Here is a 23,883-nt window from a genome sequence, read left to right on the forward strand (position 1 = left end):
TCTCCTGTCTTTGTAAAGTAGTTTGACGTTATTATACTACATCATAAACGGAATTTTCGCAACTGAAAAGAGCGCATACACATTGTGCATCCACATCATCTCATACAAGATAAATTTGACGCACAAAAATTTTTCCTCTATAATAGACGCGAATTAGGAAGGATCCATAGAGAAAGGAGGCGCTCATCGGAATGCAGCGTTTCACAGCGAGCGGATTACTGCTTGCTGTCACTTTATTGATCGCAGGTGTGAGCACATGCAGCGCAGCAGAGGATATGCGCTTCGTCGATGCAGAGGATGACACGGGCTACTACGTCGATGCCGCAAGCATTGTCCGCGTCTCGGATACGGAACGCGATGCAGTTGTTGCCGTTGTCAAGGCAGGCGAGAATCGCCGCTATCTCTACCGTACACGACTCAACCCACACGCAGGAACATATCAGTTTGTCTCCGCTCAGGTCGAGGTCTATGATACAAAGGAGATTCTGCGCACGACGCAGGGCATGGATGTGCCACGACCATATACGCCGGCTTCGCCGCTCAGAAGCATTGCTGACTTTATTGAAGAACTGCTCACATCCAAGCAGCAAGCCAGATAGAAGGAGGATCATTCATGCGACAGAAAATCTGCGCCCTCATGTTGACCCTTGTGCTCGCGCTCACATCCTTTGGCACGGCACTGGCAGCAGAACCGCCCAATGCCGTCCAGTCCAAGCTTGCGCTCATTGAGCAGGACACCTATGGACAAGAGCAGACGGGTGCGCTCATTGACCGCATCAACCGGCTTGAACGTGACTATGACGGCAAGCACCGCAGCGGGAGTCTTATGGCGCGAATTGACGCCATCTATGACGAGGTCTACACAAACAGCACCGCACCATCCGTCCTGATGAACCTAAATGCCATCGAATGGAACATCAACCATGAGACGAGTCTGCGCTCCGTGCAGGAGCGCGTCAGCGAGATGGAGATGGCCCTCCTCGGCAAAACGAGTGAGGGAACATTCAAAAAGCGCATCTCTGCACTCTCGACAGCATCCTTCGGCACGAAGGACATCCCCGTCACCCCCGTCTCCGTTCCTGCAAATACACTCGTCAAAGTTACGCTCGTGACGCCTGTCAATGCAAAAAACCTAAAGGTCGGCGACACAATCGAGTATCAGGTCGCGGATGATGTCTTCGTCGGTGATGTCCTCGTCTTTACGAAGGGCTCGCGCGGTGAGGGCACCGTTACGAAGGTGAAACAGGCGAAGAACTTTGGCCGCAACGCCGCCGTTGACGTTGACTTCAAGAATACAAAGGCACTCGACGGAACCTACGTCACTACCTTCATCGGCGAAGAGGCAAAGAAGGAAATGCAGCATCTCGCGATGGCAGCTGGTGCGTCGCTCGCGGGCATTGCCGTCCTCGGCCCTCTCGGTGTTGTCGCCGGTGCATTTGTCCACGGCAAAAACGTCGACCTCCCTGCGGGTACGGAACTCTACATACAGACTCAGAGCGAGACAACCGTCTACGGTGTACAGACAACCTACGACAGCGCCGCTCCGTTCCAGTCTGCGGCAGCGCGCAATACTGCTAATGACAGCGACAACAGCGTCTACGATGATGAGGTATAGACATCACTGATAATTTCGACAGCGTTTCTGATAAGATCCGCATCTGTCCCCTCTGTGGGTGTGACAGATGCGGCATTTTTGTATCATCAGGAGGCACGCATTGTTCAGATTCACATTTGATTTTACAGAACAGGATGCACTTCACTTCACCCTCTTTTGTATTTTGAACGCCCCCTTGTTCAAATGGGCAAATCGAGTGGCGCTCGCTGTCCTGCTGACGATCCCGCTGCTCCCCATCCTGTTTTTTCTCCAAGATCTCCTGAGCGATGCCCCAGGGGAGTTCGAGGAGCTGCTCATACGAACCGTTCTGACCACCGTCCTCTGTATTGTACTCTACCGCATTTACACCCATCTCTTGGAACGTACCACCACACGAGACGTGCTGCGCCGCCTTGAAGCGATGCGTGCTGCGCATATGTTTGGCATCCGTATTGTCATCTTCGAGGAGATGCACATCGTCGAACGCTGCGAGCATACAGAACGCACAATCGCCTATCGGAGCATTACCGATGTGAGTCTCTCCGACAATGGCATCTATCTCTTCACTGCACCAACAGAGGCAATCGTCCTACCCCTGTATATCTTTGCATCGGAGGAAGAAAAAAGGGAGCTCCTTGCTCTGGTTCGGGCAAAGGTGTCGCCGTAACACAAAGGGCTCACATGCCAGATGCCATGTGAGCCCTTTGTGATGATAACTTTTTCAGCGGACGAAGAATCCTGCAAGCTTCATATCCTCATCGTAGCTGAGACGATAAACGACAGCTGTTGCCTTGTACCCCACGGCAATCTCACAGATGACGTACCACTTGTCACCCTCCTTGCCTGCTGTCATGAGCGGCTTGCCGACACCCGCACGCGCGCCCCACTTCGGCGCGAACTCCGCCTTTGCTCCCGTGACTTGCTCCGCCGTCAAATGCGGGCGCAGCTCACGCGTCGCCTCGAGCTGAAGCCCCGTCACATCATCCTTTTCAAAGCGCGTGATCGTCGCCATCACATGCTGCTCAACGGCCTGCACATCAAACGGTGCCTGTTCCTGCTGTGTCTGTTCCTGCGCTGCAGGTGCATCCTCAGCGTAGGCCGCAGGCGCTGCTGCAAATGCGCTGCCCGCGATGAGTACAGCGGCAAGAAGACGGGAAAGCATACGGATTTTCATAAACATCCTCCTATGAGTAGATCAACGGGGAGATGTACTCCCCTAAAACACACACCCTATTTAATGCATGAGAAACACGCGAGCGACTCGACGCACTCAACTGTCACGTCGCGATAGAGATTTTCCAGCCGCGCTTTGAGGCTCTCTTCCGTGTCGTACGGCGGTGTAAAGAATCCCATGCGCGTATAGAGATGCTTTACGACGAACTCTGTGCGCGGATTTCCTCCGAGCACGAATACGGAACCGGTCAGACGCCCGCCGGGACGCAGCACACGATGCACCTCGCTCCATGCAGCCTCCTTGTCCGGGAATGCATGAAAACCGTTAATCGAGACTGCCGCATCAAAGAAATTATCCTCGAACGTCAGCTGTCCGACATCTCCCTCGACGAATGCAATATTGTGTACCCCGATCGCATCGGCACGTGCACGCGCTGCCGCGAGCATCGCCGGTGAATAGTCGAGACAGGTGATGTCTGCGTTCGGCAGCTCGGCATAGACAGGCAGCGATAGGCATCCCGTCCCCACTGGCACCTCTAGCAGACGCCCGTCAAAGCCCTCATGTGCTGCGCGCAGTGCAAGGCCGACGTAGCGGCTCACGCCATTTCTGTCCAGCCCCCACACGAGCCGCGAGACGAATTTCCCCGACCACGTCGAATACGTCATCATCCCATCGTAGAGACTTGCAAGCCGCCCCACCGAGTGATACGCGCCCCTTATCTTTTCATACCGCCGTAATTCCTCGTCCATCGTGACGTCCTTTCTCATTGCCATTGGGATATATTCTAGCATAAAATACGCGAAGGTTCAAATCACACAACCTTATAGACACACTTTATATTCGGTGGTAAACTTTAGGTAATCAATGAAAACGAAAGGGAGATCCATCATGCAGCAGTGTTCCTATATCACGATCATCCTGGCATCATTGCTTGCCCTCTTTGCGGGATGCGGCAACGAGCAGAGTAGGGAGTCGCCGCCTCCTCTTGTGCGGACGATGACGGTGGGCGATGCCGCTGCATCGGAGGCAGGATATACGGGCACGGTGCGCGGACGCTATGAGACACGGCTTGCCTTTCAGGTCGGCGGTCAGGTTCTCTCACGCAACGTCAATGTCGGCGCACACGTCCGCGCGGGCGATGTGCTCATGGTGATCGACGCACGCGACGTGCAGCAGCAGGTAAATGCAGCGAACGCCGCCGTCCAAGCCGCGCTCTCGCGCTACGACCTCGCGCGCACGGAGCGTGCACGCTACGAGCAGCTCTATGCCGCGCAGGCGATCTCCGAGGCGATGCTCGACCAGTACCGTACGAACGAGCACGCCGCCGAAGCTGCCTATCGGCAAGCCGTCGCGCAGGACAGTGCGAGCCGCAACGCGCTCGGCTACACGAACCTCGTTGCGGGCGCGGACGGCGTGATCTCGAACATCACGGCAGAGGAGGGACAGATCATCGCTGCAGGGCAGACGGTCATGACTCTCACGCAGGAAGGAGAACGCGAGATCGAGATCGCCGTGCCTGAGAGCAGTCTCGCGGCGGTCGCCGTCGGTATGCCCGCTGCCGTTTCCCTTTGGGCGAACAGCGCTGCCTACACGGGCACACTGCGCGAACTCTCGCCCGTTCCGGACGCAGCGACGCGCACCTATACCGCACGCATTGCACTCACAGATGCCCCCGCTGACCTCCCGCTGGGCATGACGGCACGTGTCCGCCTCGGTGCATCCGTGCAAAGCGGTGCTGCGATTCCCCTTTCCGCACTGTACCAAACGGATGACACGACAGCCGTCTACGTCGTCGAGGACGATGCGGTGCGCCTTTACCCCGTCACCGTCACGGCATTCCGCACGAATGACGCCGTTGTCGCAGGGCTGCCGCCGGGCGCACGCATTGTGACAGCGGGCGTACACCAGCTCCACGAGGGAGAGAAGGTGCGGACGAAATGAGAAACCTCACAGAGCTCTCCCTGCGTCACCGCGCACTCGTCTGGTACTTCATCATTGTCTTTGCGGTCGGCGGCGTCTTTGCCTACAACAGCCTCGGACGCATGGAGGATCCCGCCTTTACCATCCGCCAGATGGTCGTCTCCGCCGTATGGCCGGGCGCAACCGCCGAGGAGATGCAGGAGCAGGTCACGGACAAACTCGAGCGGCGCTTTCAGGATACGCCGGGACTCAAACAGATTCACAGCGAGACGCGTGCGGGACAGACTACGATCTACGTCCAGCTGCGCGACGAGGTCGACGCATCGCAGATTCGCCCGACATGGCGCGACGTACGGAACTTCGGCGAGGACGTAAAGCGCGACCTGCCGGACGGTGTCTACGGGCCGTTCTACAACGACCGATTTGACGATGTATACGGCTCCGTCTACGCCATCACAGGCGCGGACTACAGTGACGAGGAACTGCGCGCAATGGCAGAGGCGGCGCGACGCCGCATCCTCACCGTCCCCAGCGTGCAAAAGGTGGAGCTGATCGGCGTACAGAGTGAGCGCGTCTACGTCGAGATCGCCCTCGAACGCCTCGCGCAGCTCGGCATCCCCCCGACGGCCATCACAGATGCACTCGCCGCACAGGATGCCATGATGACGAGCGGCAGCATTGAGACGGCGAGCGATACGGTGCATTTACGCGCCTCTGGCGTATTTCACGACATCGAGGATATCCGCGCGCTTCCGATTGCAGCAAACGGGAAGGTCTTCCGCCTCGGCGATATTGCGTCGGTGGAGCGCAGAGCCGTCGACCCGCCCGAGCCGCGCATGCTGTACAACGGTACGCCCGCCGTCGGCATCGCCGTCTCGATGGAAGCGGGCGGCAACATCCTCGCCCTCGGTGCAGATCTCAGAGATCTCACAGCGGCGATCCAGCAGGATCTCCCGCTCGGCGCTCAGCTGCACGAGGTATCAAATCAGCCATCCGTCGTACAGCACTCCATTCACGACTTCGTCGAAACGCTTGCACTCGCCATCCTCATCGTACTCGGCGTCAGCTTCCTCTCGCTCGGTCTGCGTACCGGGCTTGTTGTCGCGGGCTGCATTCCGCTCGTTCTCGCAGGCACCTTCGTCGCCATGTACCTCCTCGGCATCGACCTGCACAAGGTCTCCCTCGGTGCACTCATCATTTCCCTCGGCCTATTGGTTGACGATGCCATCATTGCCGTCGAGATGATGAGCGTCCAGCTCGAGCGCGGCATGGGACGCTTTGACGCCGCGTGCTACGCCTTTACCCAGACGGCGAAGCCCATGCTCACAGGCACGCTCATCACCTGTGCGGGCTTCATCCCCGTTGCATTCTCCAAGGGCATGGCGAGTGAGTTCTGCGCCGCACTCTTCCCCGTCATCGGCATCTCCCTCGTATTAAGTTGGGTAGTCTCCGTTATGGTTGCGCCGCTCTTCGGCTACTATCTGATCCGTGTGAAAAAATCCGAGGAGGGCGCACACGATCCGTACAGCAGCCCCTTCTATCGACTCTTTCGGCGCGTACTGACACTCTTTCTCTCGCACCGCACCGCCGTCCTCATCGACACCGTGCTCATCTTTATCCTCTCCCTTGCGGCGTTCCCGCACATCAAGCAGACCTTTTTCCCGCCCTCCCTGCGCCCCGAACTGATCGTGCGCCTGACCCTGCCGCAGGGCGCATCCATACAGGCGACTGCGGCGGAGGCGGATCGTCTCACGGCAATCCTCGCGGCGCACAGCGACAAGATCCAAAACTATGCCGCCTACATCGGCCGCTTTACACCGCGCTTCGTCCTTACCGTCGACCCGAAGGCGGACGCGCCGAACAGCGCCCAGTTCGTCATCACGGCCAAGGACACCGATGCACGTGAGGAGCTTGCCGCCGTAATTGCAGATGCCCGCCGCAATGAACTCACAGGCGTGCGGGTATCCACACAGTACATCCAGACCGGACCGCCCGCCGACTTTCCCATCATGCTGCGCGTGTCTGCACCGACGACGGACGAGGTGCGCCGCGTCGCCGAGGAGGTCGCCGCCATTGTCGCCGCCGATCCCGCCGCGACGAACGTCCATCTCGACTGGATCGAGAAATCCAAGGCCATTCGCATCGACTTTGACAAGGAAAAGCTGAAACTCTACGGCATCAGCGCAAAAATGGTCAAGCAGATGCTCTACACCGAGCTGACGGGTGCCGAGGCGGCGGAGTTCTACACGGGCGACCGCACCATCGGCATTGTCCTGCGCCTCGCAGAACGCGACCGCACGAACATCGAGCGCCTCGGTGAACTGCCGATTGCGACAGCGGGCGGCAGCGTCCCGCTCGCACAGATCGCGCATCTCTCCTACGGCGCAGAGGACGGTCTCATCAAGCGGCACAACCTCCGCCCGAGCATCCTCGTGCAGGCAGAGGTCACGCAAGGCGAGGGGAACGATGCTGCGCTGCGCGTCTACAAGGCAACCGAGCAGCTGCGTGCCAGCCTCCCCGCGGGCACAACAGTCGAGACAGCGGGCGCACTCGCGGATTCCGCCGACTCCATGCACTACCTCATGCAGCCCATCCCCGCCATGATCTTCATCATCATGACCCTGCTCATGCTGCAGGTCGGCACAATGGGCAAGATGGCACTCACCCTCCTCACCGCCCCGATGGGACTCATCGGCGTCGCGCTCGCCATGCTGCTCACAGACTCCGCGCTCGGCTTCGTCGCCTACCTCGGCGTCCTCGCCCTATTCGGCATGATCATCCGCAACTCCGTCATCCTCATCGACCAGATCAAAAAACATGAAGAGGCGGGTGAAAAGCCCATGGACGCCATCATCGACTCCGCCGTCCTGCGATTCCGCCCCATCATGCTCACCGCTGCCGCCGCCATCCTCGGCATGCTCCCGCTCATGCGCAGCATCTTCTGGGGGCCGATGGCGGTCGCCATCGCGGGCGGCCTCATCGTCGCAACCGTGCTGACACTCTTGGTGCTGCCCGTCATGTATGCAGTCGCGTATCGGGTGAAGGAATAGGAGAATACCATTGATTACCGGCGAACTCAAAAGCAAAATTGACAAAATCTGGAACGATATGTTTTCCTACGGTATGTCAAATCCGCTCGTTGTGATCGAGCAGCTCACCTATCTGTTCTTCATCAAGTCGCTCGACGACATGGAGACGGATAACGAAAAGGCGGCAGCAATCTTCGGCACCGACTTCACACGCATCTTCCCTGCGGACGCAGCGGGGCAGGAGATGCGTTGGAGCGTCTTTCAGAATCGGAAAGCAGAGGACATACACGCCATCCTGCGCGACAAGCTCTTTCCCTTTATCAAGGAGCTGAAGGGCAGCGCCAAGGGCGCAGACGCGTGTGCCTATGCCCGCTATATGGAGAATGCCGTCTTCTCCCTGCCGAATCCACTCATCACGGAGAAGGTTGTCACGGCAGTCTCCGCGCTGCCGCTCAGTGACCGCGATCTCAAGGGCGACCTCTACGAGTACATGATCTCAAAACTCCAGACAGCAGGGCGCGTCGGACAGTTCCGCACCCCGCGCCATATCATCCGCATGATGGTGCGACTCATGCGTCCGCAGCTGAGCGACCGCATCGTCGATCCCGCATGCGGAACGGGCGGCTTCCTCGTGGGTGCGGGCTCGTTCGTGCGCGAGCACTACAACAGGGAACTCCGCACGGACAAGTGTATGCAGGAGCATTTTGAAAACGAGATGTTCACGGGCTACGACACCGATCAGACCATGCTCCGCATCACGGCGATGAACACCATCCTGCACGGCATGGACGGTGCAGACATCCAGTTCAGCGATGCCCTCTCGAAGAACAACACGGACACGAACAAATATACGCTCGTTCTCGCAAATCCGCCGTTCAAAGGCTCGCTCGACGGGCAGAATATCGCGGGCAGTCTCACTGCAAAGGTCAAGACCACGAAGACCGAGCTGCTCTTTGTCGCGCTCTTTTTGCGGATGCTCGACGCGGGCGGACGCTGTGCGTGCATCGTCCCCGACGGCGTTCTGTTCGGTGCGTCGCGGGCGCACAAAGATCTGCGCAAGGAACTCGTCGATCACAACCTCCTGCAGGCAGTCATCTCCATGCCCTCGGGCGTATTCAAGCCGTATGCGGGTGTCTCCACCGCGATCCTCATCTTTACCAAGACAGGTACGGGCGGCACGGAGCGCGTCTGGTTCTACGATATGAAGTCGGACGGCTTCTCGCTCGACGATAAGCGCGAACCTCTCGACCACACAGACGATATCGAGGACATCGTCGCGCGTTTCTCCCGCATGGGGGATGAGGCAGCACGCGCACGCACAGAGCAGAGCTTCCTCGTGCCTGTGGAGGAGATTCGCGCAAACGGCTATGATCTCTCCATCAATAAATATAAAGAAATCGAATATACGCCTGTGGAGTATCCGCCTGTGAAGGACATCATGCAGGATATTCGCCGTCTTTATTGGGAGTTGGACGGGTTACTAGGAGAATTGGAGCGGAAGATTTAGGGGGGACAAGATGAGCAAGATGTTCTTAGGTGATGTCTGTCTGCCGGAATCCTCCAACATTGCACAAAAGGATTTAACGGACAAAGACGGACAATACCCCATATACGGCGCAAGCGGGTTAATTTCTCATGTCAATTTTTATCGACAGGAATGCGAATATATTGCCGTGGTAAAAGATGGGGCAGGAATCGGTCGTGTCTTTCTCCTTCCGCCTTATTCATCCGTCATTGGAACAATGCAGTATATCCTGCCAAAACCGAATATTGATGTGCATTATTTATATTTTGCGATGCAGTTCATGAATCTCGCAAAATATTATAGCGGGTCAACAATTCCACATATCTATTTCAAGAACTATAAGTACGAGCCTATCAAACTTCCTCCCCTTGAGAAACAACGAGAAATAGCCGATACACTCGAAACAATCAAGCAAACCGAAGACAATCTAAACGAACAAATAACGCATTTAGATGAACTCGTCAAATCACAATTTGTAGAGATGTTCGGGGCTCCTGTGACGAATCCTATGGGGTGGAAAACCTTGAAAATCGCAGATACCCTTATAGTTGAGCCACAAAATGGCTTATATAAGCCGCAATCCGATTATGTTCACGATAAGTCAGGAATACCAATTCTCCGAATAGATGGGTTCTACGAAGGGAAGGTATCGAATTGGCTTGTACTAAAACGATTAAAATGTACAAAAGAAGAAATTCAAAAATATCTCCTACATGAAGGTGACATAGTTATCAATCGTGTGAACAGTATTGAACATCTTGGAAAATGTACACACATTTCAAACTTACATGAACCTACAGTTTACGAATCTAATATGATGAGAATGCACTTTGACCCAACACGATTTAATCCTGTATATATCACGAGACTGCTGTGTACACAGTATATATACAACCAAATTATCAATCATTCAAAAAAAGCAGTGAATCAGGCAAGCATCAACCAAAAAGATGTGATGGATTTTAATATTTATCACCCTCCCCTCTCGCTCCAAAACAAATTTGCCGCCTTTGTCGAACAAGTCGACAAATCGAAATTAGTACTCCGTCAGCTCCTCGAAAAGCAGCAAACGCTCAAAGCAGCCCTCATGCAGGAATATTTTTCCTGATTTTTTGCGGTGTCAGAGGTCGGTCGAAAGGAACAACGGCATGAAAGACCACCTCATTACAGAGATATTGCAGGAAATGCTCCCTCATCTGAACAACGCTCAAATGGTGCAGTTGAGAGCAACGCTTACGCGCTGCCTCGCCGCGCGTGAGGTGACAGCACACACGAACGCAGTACTCTCCCCGACGCACAAGAACAACGAACTCGTCCATATGTTCATTGCCGCGAAAAAGGTAGAGGGGTGCAGTGAAAAAACAATCCGTTACTATGAGACAACCATCCGGAGACTTCTCTCCTCCTCTGATCGGCATCTCACACATCTCACGACCGATGACCTCCGTGCCTATCTGTCCGACTATCAGGAGAGCCGTGCGTGCAGTCGGGCGAACATCGACAACATTCGCCGCATCCTGTCGAGTTTCTTTGCGTGGCTCGAGGATGAGAACTACATCCTAAAGAGTCCCGTGCGCCGCATTCACAAGATCAAGACGGCGAAGATCATCAAGGAAACGTACAGCGATGAGGCACTGGAGCAGCTGCGCGACCATGCGGAGCATATCCGTGATCTCGCTATGATCGATCTGCTCGCCTCCACGGGGATGCGCGTTGGCGAGCTTGTACGTCTGAACCGCAGTGACATCGACTTTGAGCGGCGCGAATGCGTCGTGTTCGGCAAGGGGAGCAAGGAGCGCCCCGTCTATTTTGATGCACGGACGAAAATTCATCTGAGTGCCTATATGGACAGCCGCACCGACGGCAATCCCGCGCTCTTCGTCTCGCTGCAAAATCCGCACAATCGTCTCGCAATTAGCGGCGTGGAGATCCGCCTCAGAAAGCTCGGTCGACGGCTCGGCATCGCAAAGGTACACCCGCACAAGTTCCGCCGTACACTCGCGACACGCGCAATCGATAAGGGGATGCCGATCGAGCAGGTACAGCAGCTCCTCGGTCACAGCAAGATCGAAACAACAATGGCGTACGCAATGGTCGATCAAAACAACGTGAAACTCGCCCATCAAAAATATATCGCATAGGTGTCAAATCACAATTTGTAGAGATGTTCGGTGATCCAATATTGAATACTCATGGCTGGCAGAAAGTCTCCTTATCAGCCTTAGCCGAAATAAAAATTGGACCATTCGGCTCACTGCTCCACAGAGAAGATTACATTGTGGGCGGGCATCCCGTAGTGAATCCCTCGCACGTACATGATGGCAACATCGTTATAGATGAAAAACTAACAATCTCCGAAACAAAATATAAAGAACTATCTGCATACCATCTTTTTGAGAATGATGTTGTTCTAGGCAGACGGGGTGAAATGGGTCGCTGTGCCGTCGTACAAACATCTGGTTTGCTCTGCGGAACAGGAAGCATGATAATACGTACTCTTGGAGAAGTCAGAGCAGACTTTCTGCAAAAAATCATTTCCTTTCCTTCATTCAAGAAGATGCTTGAAGATATGGCAGTCGGACAAACCATGCCAAACTTGAATGTTCCTATTATTTCACGGCTTGAAATCATTAAGCCCCCCAATGAAGTTCAAAACGCTTATTATGCCTTTGTCGAACAAGTCGACAAATCGAAATTCGTCGTGCAAAATCTTGCAAAAATCTTAAAAACCTATCATAATAAAAACTATCAACACAGAATGTAGAAACCGCAGGGAGGGGAGCACGCACATGACGAATTTTGACTTTCTGAGTGCCGAAAAGAACTTTACAGCGTTCGCGGATGCGTGCATTGAGGCGGAGAAATCCATCGGGGTCAGCCCCGCACTCTGTGCGCTCGGCGTACGGAAAAGCGCCGAGCTCGCGGTAAAGTGGCTCTACTCCGTGGACAGCTCCCTGCGTCTGCCGTACAAGGACAATTTCTCTGCGCTTGTCTACAATCCATCCTTTACCGCCTTTGTCGACCAAAATATCATCAACAATCTGCGCTTCATCATCAAGCTCGGCAATTTCTCGGCGCACACGAACAAAAAGGTCGCCTACCGCGAGGCGGTGCTCTCACTTCAAAATCTATTCGAGTTCGTCCTCTTTATCGACTATTGCTATGGGTCGTCCTACAAGGAACGCGACTTTGACGAGACTCTGCTCGCAAGCGAGGCAAAACAAGCCGTATCTGCTGCGGAGCTCACACGTCTGCGGGGGGAACTTGAGACGAGATCCGCCGAGCGTGCAGCTCTTGCGAGTGAGATGAAGGCATTGCAGGAGGAGCTGGCGGCTCTGCGTGCACAAAATACCGCCGCGCACAGCTATGTCCCGCACACGAGGACGGAGGAGGAGACGCGCCGCACGATCATAGACCTCGACCTCCGCGCGATGGGTTGGACGTTCGATGTGGACTGTATGCGCGAGGTGCCCGTGATCGGACTGCCGAACGGCTCGGGCAAGGGGTTCGCCGACTATGTGCTCTATGGCAGGGATCACAAGCCGCTCGCGGTCGTCGAGGCAAAGAAGACGTCGGTCAGTCCCGAGGCGGGACGCGAGCAGGCTCGGCTCTATGCAGACTGTCTCGAGCAGATGACGGGGCAGCGGCCGCTTATTTTCTACACGAACGGCTATGATACGTATTTCTGGGATGATCTCTCCTATCCGCCGCGTCAGGTGTACTCTGTCTTTTCGCAGGACGATCTCGTGCGTATCATCAGCCGGCGAACGCAGGCACGGGGATTGGATACGCTGCAGATCAACGCCGCCATCACCGACCGTTCCTATCAAAAGGAGGCGATTCACAGCGTCTGTTCGGCATATGCCGCACGAAGACGCAAGGCGCTCCTCGTCATGGCGACGGGCACGGGCAAGACGCGCACGGTGATCTCGCTCGTGGATGTGCTGCTCTCCGCGGGTTGGATGACGAATGTCCTCTTTCTCGCCGACCGCACGGAGTTGGTGCGTCAGGCAAAGCAGGCATTCACGGAGCATCTGCCGAATCTCTCGACGTGCAGTCTCCTTGATCGTGACGGAAGCAGTCCCACGGCACGCGCCATCTTTTCGACCTATCCGACGATCCTGAACGCGATTGACGAGATGCGGACAAAGGACGGTGCACGGCTCTTTACCCCGGGGCATTTCGACCTCATCGTGATCGACGAGGCACACCGCAGCATTTTCAAGAAGTACCGTGCGATCTTCCGCTATTTCGACGCGCTGATCGTGGGGCTGACGGCAACGCCGAAGACGGACGTGGATCACAACACCTACGATTTCTTTGACATGGAAAACGATATGCCGACGTTCGCCTACGAGTACGAGACCGCGCTCCGCGAGGGGTATCTCGCGGACTATCACTGTATGGCGACGATGCTGCGCATCCCAACGAAGGGCATTAGCTACGAGGAGCTCACGCCCGAAGAGAGGGAACGATACGAGGACGCATTTGACGAGGGCGAGGAACTGCCCGACGTGATTACAAGCGGCGAGATTAATCGCATCTATTTCAACGTAGATACGACGCGTCAAATCATCTCGGATCTGATGGAGAAGGGGCTGAAGATCGAGGGCGGCGACAAGCTCGGCAAAACGATCATCTTTGCCCGCAGTCACCGCCATGCGGAGCACATCGCGAAGGAGTTCGATCTCCTCTATCCGCAGTATTGCGGGGCGTTTGCACGGGTCATTGACCACGCGGTCAAAAACCATGTGAAACTGCTGAACGATTTCCGCGATCCTGCGAAGCTGCCGCAGGTCGCCATATCGGTCGATATGCTCGACACAGGGATCGACATCCACGAGATTCTGAATCTCGTCTTTTACAAGCAGGTCTTTTCCAAGGCGAAGTTTTGGCAGATGTTCGGTCGCGGGACGCGGCTGTGCAAGGATCTGTTCGGCGCGGGCATGGATAAGACGCAGTTCTACATCTTCGACTATATGGGGAATTTCGCATTCTTCGCGCAGAATCCGAAGAGTATCGAGAGCACGGGAACGGTATCGCTCGCAGAAAAGGCGTTCGGATTGAAGGTTCGCATTCTACAGGAGCTGCAAAATGCGGCATATCAGACAGCAGAGCTGTCTACGTTCCGTGCGGAGATCGCCGCCGAGGTGCACGCCGCCATTGCGGCTCTGAACAAGGAGCGGTTCGAGGTACGAGCGCAGCTTGCGGCAGTCGATAAATACGCCGCCCCTGCGGCTCTGGACGCGCTCGATACGGCTGCGTCCGAGGAGATTATCACGCGTCTCGCGCCGCTCGTCCCCGCCACGGGCGACGATGAGAGTGCGCGGCGGCTCGATGTCATCGTCTATCGGATGATGCTTGCACACGCGGCGCACGAAACAGCCGCCTACGAGCGTACGGCGAAGATGGTGCAGAAGATCGCCGCGCGTCTGGAGCGTAAGATGTCGATCCCCCCTGTGAAGGCGCAGGCGGCGATGCTCGCAGAGATTCGCACACCCGCATTTTGGACGTGTGCCACTCTCCCGCAGATCGACTGCATCCGCCGCGACCTGCGCGGACTGATGCAGTATCTGCACGAGGATATACGAACACGAGAGATCAACATTTCGGATGAAATCATCTCCGCAGAGGTGGGTATGCGACTCACGAAGAGTACCGCGCTGGACGCCTACCGCGAACGCGCGAACCGCTATGTGCACGAGAACGAGCACCATCCCCTCCTCACGAAACTGCGGAACAATATCCCGCTGTCTGCAAAGGAGTGGGAGGAACTGGAACGAATCTTCTGGGAGGAGGTCGGCAGCGCGGCGGAGTATGTGGATATGCTGCGCCGTGAACAGACGGCGGATGCGGCCCGCCCGCCGCAGGATACGCTTGGCACATTCGTCCGCTCGCTCACGGGGCTATCGGAGGAGGCCGCACGCGCCGCGTTCTCCGAGTTCCTCGACACTGCGCTCTACAACGAGGAACAGATCGCCCTCATCCACAATATCATGGAGTGGGTCATGAAGAACGGCACGATGGAGATCGCGGAGCTTGGCAATGCCAAGAACTTCGGTGGAGCAAAGATTGTTGAAGTCTTTCATGGCAATGCCAAGACACTCCAAGCCATCGCCCGTGTCTTGAGCAACATCCAGACGAACGCCACACCAACGGCGGCATAAATTCTCCTGATGGATCACATATGGTTACAATCTCAAAGGGCTGCTGCATGAAGTTTTCACCTCACACAGCAGCCCTTTTCATCTCCCTCGCTCACTCTCTCCCATACGGATAGACAACAAGCGCGCCGTCCTTGTACTCGCCGATGTAGACATCCTTGAGTTCATAGCCTGCGGTGTGCAATTCGCCCTTGAGCCAAATACGATCCTTGTCGATGAGCTCGAGGGCATCGTCATCGATCTGTCCGTCAAGGATAAGCGGATAGCGTGCGTTCTGCTCGCCGTACTGGATAACGGTGAGCTGCCCGTTCGGCTCGAGCACGGCACGTTTGACATCCTTGATGTAGTAGACGCCCGCCATACGGAGCTTCAGCGTGATATCGTGCGCGAGCAGTCCGTGCCGCATACACGCGTCCATGATGATTTTCCCGCGCTCAATCAGAATGGTCGGACTGCCGTCCACGAAGTCCTTGACCGCGATGCTGTTTGCCTTGAGATATTTCAGAATCAAGACGAGCAGAGTCCATGCGATGAGAACGAGCAGGAAGTCCAGAATCGAGATGGCGTTGTTGTAGATCACGCCGCCGATGATGCCACCGAGGACATAGTTCTGCACCTGATCGGTTGCAGAGTTCGGCGCGAGGTTGCCCTTGCCGAGCAGATTGATCTGGAGGACGAGACACAAGAGACCGAGCGCAAGCTTGCCCAGCATCAGAGAGTAAATGAGCATGTCAGTCCTCCTTGTCCACAATCTTTACGTCGCGGCTCAGAAGATGCGTCTGCTCGTATTGAAATGACGTAAAGTCCGCGTTGAACGTCACCGCATAGAATGTCCCCTGCACATCGACGAGCATCCCCTGTTTCAAATACGTCGAGTTCGTACGAATCTCCCGCACGGGCACATCGACATCCTCACTGAGACTGTGGAGAAACGCCGCCATACGCGAGGTTGCCTCCACATCGCTCTTTGTGCGGCTGTAGTCGCTGTACTGCACACCGCCGAGGAAGGCGACCGCGAGGAATAGGATGACGATGAGGTCGCGGTAGCGCGTCACGAGACGATTGCGCAGATATTTGACGCTTACGAACAGCAGCGCCGCGAGCGCAAGGAATGAGAGCACGTACCAGACATTATTGCCAAACTGGCTGTGCGCTGCGATATAGTCATAGGTATAAAATGACAAAGGACACACCTCCTGTAAAGTTCTGAATTACGGTGGCACATTATCACTTAGAAAGACGTCTGTCAATCCCCCTCACCAGATTCCTGTATACTGTATAATGCCATACATGTCACGCTGGCGTTGAATTTTTCTATGGCTTCCGTTATAATGTTTTTCATCTTTATCACGGTTACTCAATAAAGGAATCACGGACTTCATTGTATCAGCGATTCCTAAAGAAAAAGAGAACCGCCTCCGTATTCTGTGTATGATGGGATGTTCTTCCACATCCCGGCGGGAGTTGAACGCCATGAAGGGTGAGCTGTTTATCAAAGAAAAGCGGTGCAAGGGTTGCGGCATTTGCGCTGCGTTCTGTCCAAAAAAGGTGCTCGAGGTGAGTCTGCTCGGCAAGGTCACGCCCGTCCGTCCCGAGGACTGTATTGCGTGCGGGCAGTGCGAGATGCGCTGTCCAGACTTCGCAATATTCGTCGAGAGGAGGGCGTGAGATGGCTGAAAATAAAGCACGATTGATGCAAGGCAACGAGGCGATCGCCGAGGGTGCGATCGCCGCAGGAGTGACGTTTTTCGCGGGCTATCCGATCACGCCGTCGACAGAGATTGCCGAGCAGATGGCAAAGATGCTGCCGCAAATCGGCGGCACATTCCTCCAGATGGAGGATGAGATCGGCGCGATGGGTGCGATCCTCGGCGCATCGCTTGCAGGTGCAAAGGTGATGGACGCAACGAGCGGCCCCGGTTTCTCACTGAAGCAGGAGCTGATTGGCTATGCGGCGTGCGCAGAGATCCCGTGCGTCGTGGTGAATGTGCAGCGCGTCGGTCCGTCGACGGGACAGCCGACCGCGCCGTCGCAGGGGGATGTCATGCAAGTGCGCTGGGGCACGCACGGCGACCATCCGATCATTGCACTCTCGCCATGGAGCGTGCGCGAGGCGTTCGATATGGCAGTGATGTCGGTGAACTACGCCGAGCGTTTCCGCTCACCCGTCATCCTGCTGACGGATGAGATCGTCGGGCATCTGCGTGAGAATGTCACACTCCCATCGGTGGATGAGCTGAACATCTACCCACGCCGCCTGCCAACAAAGACGCGCGCCGAGGGCTATCAGCCCTTTGCCGTGGGCGAAGATCTCGTGCCCGATGTGGCGCGTTTCGGTGACGGCTACCGCATCCACGTCACGGGGCTGCTGCACGACGAAACGGGCTTTCCCTCGGGCAGCCCCGTCGTCACGGAGACAATGCTGCACCGCCTCCATGAAAAGATCAATCGTGTGGGCGAAGAGATCATCCACACGGAGGAGTCCTTCATGGAGGATGCGGAGTTCGCCGTCGTCAGCTACGGCGGTACGGCTCGTACGGCATACGAGGCAGTACGTACGGCGCGCGCCGATGGAATCAAGGTCGGATTCCTGCGCCTGAAGACCATCTGGCCGTTTGCAGATGCGGCAATCGGTCGACTTGCTGACCGCGTAAAGAACATCCTCGTCGCGGAGCTGAACTACGGGCAGCTCGTGGGCGAGGTCACGCGCGCGGCGCACGGCACACCCGTCCGTCCCTGCCTCAAGTACAACATGCTCGACTTCACACCGCATGAAATCACAGCGGCAATTCGTCAGATGAGCGAGGAGGTGCGCGCATGAACACAGATATGACAACACACGCGGAGATTGACCGCGGCTTTGAGCATTTTTTTCGTCAGAATCGCCTCCCCCACCTCTGGTGCCCGGGCTGCGGCAACGGCACGGCACTGAAATGCATTGCAGAGGCGATAGAGGGTGCGGAGGGCTTTACACAGGACAATACCGTCATTGTCTCCGGCATTGGCTGTTCCTCGCGCGGCTCGGGGTATATGGACTTTGACACCGTACACACAGCACACGGGAGAGCAATTCCGTTTGCAACGGGCATCAAGCTCGCACGCCCTGAGCTCAACGTCATTGTCATTACAGGAGACGGCGACTGCACCGCCATCGGCGGCAATCATTTTCTCCACGGCTGCCGTCGCAACGTCGATCTGACGGTCGTTCTCTTCAACAACAACATCTATGGTATGACGGGCGGACAATCCTCGCCGACGACCCCACCGGGCAAAATGACGACGACCGCACCATACGGTACAATCGACCGTCCACTCGACGCGTGCCGCATCGCCGAAGCAGCGGGTGCAACCTACGTTGCGCGCTCGACGGCATTCCACGTCAAGCATCTCGCGCAGATGATCGCGGGCGGACTCAAAAATCACGGCTTTGCTCTCATCGAGGCGATGGTACAGTGCCCTACCGCCTACGGACGCAAGAACAAGATGGGCACGCCTGCGGCGATGCTCGAGTGGATGCGGGACTCCGCCGTCATGAAGGCGGCATGGGACAAGCTCCCGCCCGAGAAGCGCACGCCGGAGAAGTTCCCGATCGGGCTACTCTACGAATGCGCGGGCGAGGAGTACGGCATGGCGAACGCCGAGATTCAGCGGCGCGCAGGAGGGCTGTGATATGCAGAAGGAACTACGTCTCTCAGGCTCGGGCGGACAGGGCGTCATCACCGCCGCCATCATCTTTGCCGAGGCGGCGACTGCGTGCGGCATGAACGTCGCACAGTCACAGTCCTACGGTCCCGAAGCACGGGGCGGTGCGTCCCGCTCGGAGGTCATCGTCAGCGACGGCATGATCTACCATCCGCACGTCGAGCATCCCGATATCGTACTCGCCATGACACAGGCGGCAGCGGACAAATACGCAGGCGATCTCGATCCCGAAAACGGCATCCTGATTATCGACAGCGAACTCGTCCCGAACGTGCCTGCAGCATCGCACGTCGTCTCCGTCCCCATCACAACACTTGCGATTGAACAAATCGGCAAGGCACTCTTTGCCAACATCGTCGCCCTCGGTGCGATCACGCGTGTATCGGGCATCGTCCCGCTCGACGCCGTGAAAACCGCCGTCAGCCACCGTGTCCCACCGCACACCCTCGACGCAAATATGCAGGCGCTGATGGTCGGATATGAGGCGGCGGAGGGGTAAGACACTTTTCCGTACACAACATCAGGGGCTGCTGCACGAAGCTAAAAAACTTCGTGCAGCAGCCCCTGTTTCACTTTCCCTTGCGTAAGTACCCCACAAAAAAGTGCGTTCTTGTGCCCCACCCCTCCATACGCTATCATTCAACGATAGAAATGGAGGTTTTCTTTATGAAGACATTGATTATCGCCGCGCACCCAAATATCGATGAGTCCGTCATTAACAAGCGATGGCTGACGGAGCTGCGCAAATATCCCGATCAATGCACAATCCATATCCTTTCCAAGCATTATCCCGACGGTCAAATCGATGTAGAGCGTGAACATCGCCTCGTCGAGTCACATGGCAGTCTGATCTTCCAGTTTCCGATCTACTGGTTTTCCAGTCCGCCACTCCTGAAGACGTGGTTCGACGAGGTACTGACGCACGGCTGGGCGTACGGAAGGAACGGCGGGGATAAGCTGGAGGGGCGCAAAGTCGCACTCGCCGTCACAACAGGTGTGCGCGCAGAGGATTACAGCACCGAGGGGCGATACCACTATACGCTCGCGCAGCTGCTCGCCCCGTTTGAGACAACACTGCGGTACTACTGCCGCGCCGACTGTCAGCCGTTCTTCGCCTTCTACGGTGCGGAGATTGTACCGGGCGAAGACTATCACTCGACGGCAGAGGAAATCGAACGCAGCGCGGAGAACTACGCGCGTTTTGTGGCGTCATTGTCGTAAAGAGTCCGCATCGCTTCTATGGCGTTCACCCCAGTCGCACATGCTGTACAGGATCGGGATGAGCGACCGCCCGCGCTCAGTGAGGGCGTACTCCACCTTTGGCGGTACCTGCGGGTACTCCGTCCGCACGACAAGGCCGTCCACCGCGAGTTCCTTCAGCACGGCGGCGAGCGTCTTATACGGGATTCCCGCAATCCGCCGATGAATCGCATTATGGCGAAGCACGCCGTGCTCGGCGAGCAGATAGAGAACTGCCATCTTATACTTGCCGCCAATCAGGGACAGCGTGTAGTGAAATCCTGTCTGCGTGATCTCCGTCCCCTGCGGCACACAGCTTTCATGTTCCATATACCCCACCAATCACATATACATAACAAAAGCCGCCCTCAGTGACCAAACCTAGGCGGCTAATCTTAGTTCGTTTCCAGCAAAGGGGCTGACCGTTTACCGGCAGCACCTTTTTCTATGCTTATTATACGATTTTAGCGTGGGTTCGTCAACCCTTGTCCGACGCCGCGTTGTAGACATCCTTGAGCAGTGTCTCCTTGCGCAGGCTGCGGCATTCACAGTCGCTCTCCTCGGCGGGAACGCTGCGGATCGTCGCGAGCAGAATGTCGCCGATCATGGGCGCATCATCATAGAAAATCTGTGAGAGTGTATCGTGCGACCACGGGCGGATGCCCTCTCCGTAGTTGACGACGAAGTACAGCCCTGCATAGCATGCGCCGATCTCGCGCGCGAGATAGACCTCGGGCGCAAGGCTCTGCCCGACGATGTCCGCATGCCCCTTCAGCATGGCGATCTCGGCAGGGCTCTCAAAATGCCGCCCATCTGTGACGGCGTAGATGCCGCGGTCAAAGATGCGCCCCGTATAGCGTTTCTTTGTCTCCGCAACGAGTGTCGTACGAAGTTCCGAGCAGAGTGCGTCGCGCATCACAAGCAGGTAACGCCCGTCGAGCATGACATCCTTTCGTACGGAGAGGTCAAGGTAGTCATCGGGGATGAGGAAGTCGCGCGGATCGAGCAGAGGGTTCACCGTCCCGACGCCGCCCTCGGAGAGGATGCGCCGCACACCCGCCTCCCGCAGCACCCAGAACACCTGCCGCGACGCATCCGCACGCGTCACACCGCTGCGCCAGCCGTGCATACGGCAGGTCAGCACGCGCCGCCCCGCAACGGAGAACAGGCGGAATGCGGGACTCTCGCCATACGGCGTTGCGAAGTGCAGCCCGTCCGCAAGGATCTCCACATCGTCCGCCATCGACGCACGCGGGAAGTCGCTCGACAGCGTCCCCGAGCCGCCGATGATGGCGTAACCCGCCGCAGGAACCTGTTGCTCTGCCATACTAAAACCTCCGTATCACGCGATACTGCGTGTCGCGCTGCGCCGGCTCTCTGCCCGCGCCGCGGATCAGATCAATCATCTTCTTAATCGACATATTGTACCGCGTCCCCGCCGCACGCACGACATTCTCCTCGAGCATGATGCTCCCGAGGTCGTCCGCGCCGAAGCCAAGCGTCAGCTGTCCGATGCGCTCGCCCTGCGTGACCCACGATCCCTGTATGTGCGCGATATTGTCCATGTAGAGACGCGTGACGGCAAGCGTCCGCATATAGTCCCAGCTCGACGTCTTTTCCCCTCCGAGTGCGGTATTGCCCGGCTGGAACGTCCATGTGATGAACGCGCGGAATCCGCCCGTCTCCTCCTGCAAGCGGCGGATATGCTCCATGTGCTCCACACGCTCCGCCATCGTCTCGCCAAAGCCGATCACCATCGTCGCCGTCGACTCCATGCCGATCTTGTGTGCCGTGCGCATGACACGCAGCCAATCCTCGGTCATGATCTTTTTCGGTGCGATGAGCTTCCGCACACGATCCACAAGGATCTCCGCCCCGCCGCCGGGGAGCGAGGCAAGCCCTGCATCCTGCAGACGACGCAGGGTATCCTCAATCATAATGCCCTCCTTTTCGGCAAAGTACAGAATCTCCGTCGCCGTAAAGGAGTGGATCACGATGGAGGGATAGCGGTCACGGATCGCACGCAGCATATTTTCATAGTAGGAAAGCGGCAGATCGGGGTGAATGCCGCCCTGTATCATGACCTGCGTGCCGCCCGCCGCCGCCGTCTCGCCGACCTTTGCGAGAATCTCCTCCATCGGCAGGAGGTAGCCGTCCTCCGCGCCCACCTTTGTATAGAACGCACAGAAACGACATTCGTTCACACAGATATTCGTGTAGTTGATGTTGCGGTCGACGATGAACGTCACCGTATCGCCGAACCGCCGCCGCCGCTCCGCATCCGCCGCGCGTCCGAGGTCGATGGGGTCGCCGCTCGTGAGGAGGTCTGTCGCCTCCAGCTCCGAAAGTCTCATGCGCCCTCCCCTGCCGCAATCGGCTGATAAAATATATCGCGCTCCACAGGCACATAACCCGCCTCGCGAATCATCGCATCCAGTTCACGCCGCGTGATGCCCGTCTGCGTCTGTGCGCCTGCCGCATGGATGATCTTCTCCTCACCGATCGTGCCGTCAAGATCATCCGCGCCAAATCCAAGGGCAAGCTGCGCGATGGGCTGCGTCAGCATGACCCAGAACGCCTTGAAATGCGCCACATTGTCGAGCACAAGGCGTGAGAGCGCGAGCATCTTCATATCCTCCCACGAGCCGACGCGCGCGAGCTTCTTCTCCGCACCGAGCGCCGTGTTCTCGGGATGGAACGGAAAGAGCATGAATGCCTGAAAACCGCCCGTCTCATCCTGCAGCTCGCGCAGGGCAAGCAGATGATCGATACGCTCCTCCACCGTCTCGATGTGACCGTACATCATGGACGCATTGGTGCGGATGCCGAGTTCGTGCGCCGTGCGCATACAGTCAAGCCACTCCGCACGCGTCGCCTTGTTCGGGCATATAACCGCGCGCACACGATCGGACAGGATCTCCGCGCCGCCGCCGGGAAGGGACGACAGCCCTGCCTCCTGTAGTGTGCGCAGGATGTCACGGACGGACGTCCCCTCCGTCTTTGCGAAGTTCACAACCTCCACGGGCGTGAACGCCTTGATGTCCGCATGGGGCAATGCCGCGCGCACCTGCCGCACCACGCCCTCGTAGTAGGAGAAGGGACGGTCGGGGTGCAGCGCACTCACGATATGGATTTCCGTGAGGCGCGGCGTATTTTTCGCCAGTTCCAGCACGCGAGCCACATCATCCGTTTCCATAATATAGCCGCGTGCATCCCCCTGCTCCACTTGGAACGCGCAGAGCGGGCAGTTCGCGCTGCATATATTCGTGAGGTTGATGTGGCGGTTCACCGTATAGTAGACGTTCTTCCTGCTCGCTCGCTCCTTCGCCGCACGCGCCCACGCAGCGAGCGCGAGGAGGTCGTTGTCCTCATAGAGGAGGAGTGCATCCTCCTTCGTCAGCCGTGCCCCGCGTTCGGCGGCGGCACGGGCTTTCTTTCGATCACTCATGTACGATATTCTCTCCTTACAACACTCCCGCAAGTGTACCAAATGCGGCGGGATTTTGCAAATTCCCCCACTTGCACACCCGTGTTGC

Annotated in this window: 23 protein-coding genes; 15 read left to right on the plus strand and 8 right to left on the minus strand. The window is 56.9% G+C overall.

The features are described from left to right. The first annotated feature begins 191 nt into the window (after positions 1-191). The 3 genes from HMPREF1992_RS07150 to HMPREF1992_RS07160 all read left to right on the plus strand — a co-directional run bounded on the left by HMPREF1992_RS07150 (position 192) and on the right by HMPREF1992_RS07160 (position 2,261). The gene (locus HMPREF1992_RS07150; RefSeq protein ID WP_021685207.1) at positions 192-599 is read left to right on the plus strand and encodes a hypothetical protein; all 408 of its coding nucleotides are present in this window, start codon (positions 192-194) and stop codon (positions 597-599) included. 14 nt (positions 600-613) lie between these two features. Continuing rightward, positions 614-1,615, plus strand: coding sequence for a hypothetical protein (locus tag HMPREF1992_RS07155; protein ID WP_021685208.1), 1,002 nt, complete (start codon positions 614-616; stop codon positions 1,613-1,615). Positions 1,616-1,715: 100 nt separating this feature from the next. Then, a complete protein-coding gene (locus HMPREF1992_RS07160; protein ID WP_037358972.1) occupies positions 1,716-2,261 on the plus strand; it encodes a YcxB family protein in 546 nt (181 codons plus the stop codon). 54 nt (positions 2,262-2,315) lie between these two features. On the opposite strand, the gene HMPREF1992_RS07165 is transcribed toward HMPREF1992_RS07160, so the two are convergent. Together HMPREF1992_RS07165 and HMPREF1992_RS07170 are read right to left on the minus strand one after the other, a co-directional pair. After that, the gene (locus tag HMPREF1992_RS07165) at positions 2,316-2,768 is read right to left on the minus strand and encodes a hypothetical protein (protein WP_037358975.1); all 453 of its coding nucleotides are present in this window, start codon (positions 2,766-2,768) and stop codon (positions 2,316-2,318) included. Between the two features lie 56 nt (positions 2,769-2,824). Further along, positions 2,825-3,517 carry a class I SAM-dependent methyltransferase gene (locus HMPREF1992_RS07170; RefSeq protein WP_037358978.1) on the minus strand — a complete coding sequence of 231 codons (693 nt, stop codon included), beginning with the start codon at positions 3,515-3,517 and terminating at the stop codon, positions 2,825-2,827. Between the two features lie 139 nt (positions 3,518-3,656). Between HMPREF1992_RS07170 and HMPREF1992_RS07175 the strand changes: the two genes are divergently transcribed. The 7 genes from HMPREF1992_RS07175 to HMPREF1992_RS07205 are packed head-to-tail and all read left to right on the plus strand — an operon-like array spanning position 3,657 to position 15,409. After that, complete coding sequence (locus HMPREF1992_RS07175) at positions 3,657-4,709, plus strand: efflux RND transporter periplasmic adaptor subunit (protein WP_037358981.1); 1,053 nt, start codon at positions 3,657-3,659, stop codon at positions 4,707-4,709. Then, the gene (locus HMPREF1992_RS07180) at positions 4,706-7,738 is read left to right on the plus strand and encodes an efflux RND transporter permease subunit (RefSeq protein WP_021685213.1); all 3,033 of its coding nucleotides are present in this window, start codon (positions 4,706-4,708) and stop codon (positions 7,736-7,738) included. Before HMPREF1992_RS07175 ends, HMPREF1992_RS07180 begins: the two co-directional genes overlap by 4 nt. A 10-nt stretch (positions 7,739-7,748) precedes the next feature. Beyond that, positions 7,749-9,224, plus strand: a complete 1,476-nt coding sequence (locus HMPREF1992_RS07185; protein ID WP_021685214.1) for a class I SAM-dependent DNA methyltransferase — start codon at positions 7,749-7,751, stop codon at positions 9,222-9,224. Between the two features lie 10 nt (positions 9,225-9,234). After that, a complete protein-coding gene (locus HMPREF1992_RS07190; RefSeq protein ID WP_021685215.1) occupies positions 9,235-10,350 on the plus strand; it encodes a restriction endonuclease subunit S in 1,116 nt (371 codons plus the stop codon). A gap of 40 nt (positions 10,351-10,390) precedes the next feature. Further along, the gene (xerA, locus tag HMPREF1992_RS07195) at positions 10,391-11,383 is read left to right on the plus strand and encodes a site-specific tyrosine recombinase/integron integrase (protein WP_021685216.1); all 993 of its coding nucleotides are present in this window, start codon (positions 10,391-10,393) and stop codon (positions 11,381-11,383) included. 23 nt (positions 11,384-11,406) lie between these two features. Continuing rightward, on the plus strand, positions 11,407-12,006 hold the full coding sequence (locus tag HMPREF1992_RS07200) for a restriction endonuclease subunit S (protein WP_021685217.1): 600 nt from the start codon (positions 11,407-11,409) through the stop codon (positions 12,004-12,006). Between the two features lie 25 nt (positions 12,007-12,031). Next, entirely contained in the window at positions 12,032-15,409 is a 3,378-nt protein-coding gene (locus tag HMPREF1992_RS07205) for a DEAD/DEAH box helicase family protein (RefSeq protein ID WP_021685218.1), read from the plus strand. A 91-nt stretch (positions 15,410-15,500) separates the two neighbouring features. Here HMPREF1992_RS07205 and HMPREF1992_RS07210 read toward each other — a convergent pair whose 3' ends face one another. Both HMPREF1992_RS07210 and HMPREF1992_RS07215 read right to left on the minus strand, forming a co-directional pair. Next, complete coding sequence (locus HMPREF1992_RS07210; protein ID WP_021685219.1) at positions 15,501-16,136, minus strand: DUF421 domain-containing protein; 636 nt, start codon at positions 16,134-16,136, stop codon at positions 15,501-15,503. 1 nt (position 16,137) lies between these two features. After that, positions 16,138-16,590, minus strand: a complete 453-nt coding sequence (locus HMPREF1992_RS07215; protein WP_021685220.1) for a DUF3290 domain-containing protein — start codon at positions 16,588-16,590, stop codon at positions 16,138-16,140. Between the two features lie 289 nt (positions 16,591-16,879). On the opposite strand from HMPREF1992_RS07215, the gene HMPREF1992_RS07220 reads away from it, so the two are divergent. From HMPREF1992_RS07220 to HMPREF1992_RS07240, 5 genes are all read left to right on the plus strand, one after another. Beyond that, on the plus strand, positions 16,880-17,074 hold the full coding sequence (locus HMPREF1992_RS07220; RefSeq protein WP_021685222.1) for a 4Fe-4S binding protein: 195 nt from the start codon (positions 16,880-16,882) through the stop codon (positions 17,072-17,074). Between the two features lies 1 nt (position 17,075). Next, complete coding sequence (locus HMPREF1992_RS07225; protein WP_021685223.1) at positions 17,076-18,227, plus strand: 2-oxoacid:acceptor oxidoreductase subunit alpha; 1,152 nt, start codon at positions 17,076-17,078, stop codon at positions 18,225-18,227. Beyond that, complete coding sequence (locus HMPREF1992_RS07230; protein WP_021685224.1) at positions 18,224-19,075, plus strand: thiamine pyrophosphate-dependent enzyme; 852 nt, start codon at positions 18,224-18,226, stop codon at positions 19,073-19,075. Before HMPREF1992_RS07225 ends, HMPREF1992_RS07230 begins: the two co-directional genes overlap by 4 nt. 1 nt (position 19,076) lies before the next feature. Then, on the plus strand, positions 19,077-19,607 hold the full coding sequence (locus HMPREF1992_RS07235; protein WP_021685225.1) for a 2-oxoacid:acceptor oxidoreductase family protein: 531 nt from the start codon (positions 19,077-19,079) through the stop codon (positions 19,605-19,607). Positions 19,608-19,774: 167 nt separating this feature from the next. Further along, the gene (locus HMPREF1992_RS07240; protein WP_037358986.1) at positions 19,775-20,329 is read left to right on the plus strand and encodes an NAD(P)H-dependent oxidoreductase; all 555 of its coding nucleotides are present in this window, start codon (positions 19,775-19,777) and stop codon (positions 20,327-20,329) included. Here HMPREF1992_RS07240 and HMPREF1992_RS07245 read toward each other — a convergent pair. The 4 genes from HMPREF1992_RS07245 to HMPREF1992_RS07260 all read right to left on the minus strand — a co-directional run bounded on the left by HMPREF1992_RS07245 (position 20,318) and on the right by HMPREF1992_RS07260 (position 23,795). Then, the gene (locus HMPREF1992_RS07245) at positions 20,318-20,677 is read right to left on the minus strand and encodes a helix-turn-helix domain-containing protein (protein ID WP_021685227.1); all 360 of its coding nucleotides are present in this window, start codon (positions 20,675-20,677) and stop codon (positions 20,318-20,320) included. The genes HMPREF1992_RS07240 and HMPREF1992_RS07245 overlap by 12 nt on opposite strands. Positions 20,678-20,825: 148 nt before the next feature. Next, complete coding sequence (locus HMPREF1992_RS07250) at positions 20,826-21,674, minus strand: MTAP family purine nucleoside phosphorylase (protein ID WP_021685228.1); 849 nt, start codon at positions 21,672-21,674, stop codon at positions 20,826-20,828. 1 nt (position 21,675) lies between these two features. Continuing rightward, positions 21,676-22,701, minus strand: a complete 1,026-nt coding sequence (gene mqnC, locus HMPREF1992_RS07255) for a cyclic dehypoxanthinyl futalosine synthase (protein WP_021685229.1) — start codon at positions 22,699-22,701, stop codon at positions 21,676-21,678. Further along, positions 22,698-23,795 carry a CofH family radical SAM protein gene (locus HMPREF1992_RS07260; protein ID WP_021685230.1) on the minus strand — a complete coding sequence of 366 codons (1,098 nt, stop codon included), beginning with the start codon at positions 23,793-23,795 and terminating at the stop codon, positions 22,698-22,700. Before HMPREF1992_RS07260 ends, mqnC begins: the two co-directional genes overlap by 4 nt. Positions 23,796-23,883 lie beyond the last annotated feature (88 nt).

It is taken from the genome of Selenomonas sp. oral taxon 892 str. F0426 (genome assembly GCF_000468035.1).
Classification (GTDB): domain Bacteria; phylum Bacillota; class Negativicutes; order Selenomonadales; family Selenomonadaceae; genus Centipeda.

Bases quoted from the DNA above. Each gene is read 5' to 3' on its own strand.
- HMPREF1992_RS07150 (WP_021685207.1), top strand. From the start codon at position 192: ATGCAGCGTTTCACAGCGAGCGGATTACTGCTTGCTGTCACTTTATTG.
- HMPREF1992_RS07155 (WP_021685208.1), top strand. From the start codon at position 614: ATGCGACAGAAAATCTGCGCCCTCATGTTGACCCTTGTGCTCGCGCTC.
- HMPREF1992_RS07165 (WP_037358975.1), bottom strand. From the start codon at position 2,768: ATGAAAATCCGTATGCTTTCCCGTCTTCTTGCCGCTGTACTCATCGCG.
- HMPREF1992_RS07170 (WP_037358978.1), bottom strand. From the start codon at position 3,517: ATGGACGAGGAATTACGGCGGTATGAAAAGATAAGGGGCGCGTATCAC.
- HMPREF1992_RS07175 (WP_037358981.1), top strand. From the start codon at position 3,657: ATGCAGCAGTGTTCCTATATCACGATCATCCTGGCATCATTGCTTGCC.
- HMPREF1992_RS07180 (WP_021685213.1), top strand. From the start codon at position 4,706: ATGAGAAACCTCACAGAGCTCTCCCTGCGTCACCGCGCACTCGTCTGG.
- HMPREF1992_RS07190 (WP_021685215.1), top strand. From the start codon at position 9,235: ATGAGCAAGATGTTCTTAGGTGATGTCTGTCTGCCGGAATCCTCCAAC.
- xerA (WP_021685216.1), top strand. From the start codon at position 10,391: ATGAAAGACCACCTCATTACAGAGATATTGCAGGAAATGCTCCCTCAT.
- HMPREF1992_RS07200 (WP_021685217.1), top strand. From the start codon at position 11,407: ATGTTCGGTGATCCAATATTGAATACTCATGGCTGGCAGAAAGTCTCC.
- HMPREF1992_RS07205 (WP_021685218.1), top strand. From the start codon at position 12,032: ATGACGAATTTTGACTTTCTGAGTGCCGAAAAGAACTTTACAGCGTTC.
- HMPREF1992_RS07210 (WP_021685219.1), bottom strand. From the start codon at position 16,136: ATGCTCATTTACTCTCTGATGCTGGGCAAGCTTGCGCTCGGTCTCTTG.
- HMPREF1992_RS07220 (WP_021685222.1), top strand. From the start codon at position 16,880: ATGAAGGGTGAGCTGTTTATCAAAGAAAAGCGGTGCAAGGGTTGCGGC.
- HMPREF1992_RS07225 (WP_021685223.1), top strand. From the start codon at position 17,076: ATGGCTGAAAATAAAGCACGATTGATGCAAGGCAACGAGGCGATCGCC.
- HMPREF1992_RS07230 (WP_021685224.1), top strand. From the start codon at position 18,224: ATGAACACAGATATGACAACACACGCGGAGATTGACCGCGGCTTTGAG.
- HMPREF1992_RS07235 (WP_021685225.1), top strand. From the start codon at position 19,077: ATGCAGAAGGAACTACGTCTCTCAGGCTCGGGCGGACAGGGCGTCATC.
- HMPREF1992_RS07240 (WP_037358986.1), top strand. From the start codon at position 19,775: ATGAAGACATTGATTATCGCCGCGCACCCAAATATCGATGAGTCCGTC.
- HMPREF1992_RS07245 (WP_021685227.1), bottom strand. From the start codon at position 20,677: ATGGAACATGAAAGCTGTGTGCCGCAGGGGACGGAGATCACGCAGACA.
- HMPREF1992_RS07250 (WP_021685228.1), bottom strand. From the start codon at position 21,674: ATGGCAGAGCAACAGGTTCCTGCGGCGGGTTACGCCATCATCGGCGGC.
- mqnC (WP_021685229.1), bottom strand. From the start codon at position 22,701: ATGAGACTTTCGGAGCTGGAGGCGACAGACCTCCTCACGAGCGGCGAC.
- HMPREF1992_RS07260 (WP_021685230.1), bottom strand. From the start codon at position 23,795: ATGAGTGATCGAAAGAAAGCCCGTGCCGCCGCCGAACGCGGGGCACGG.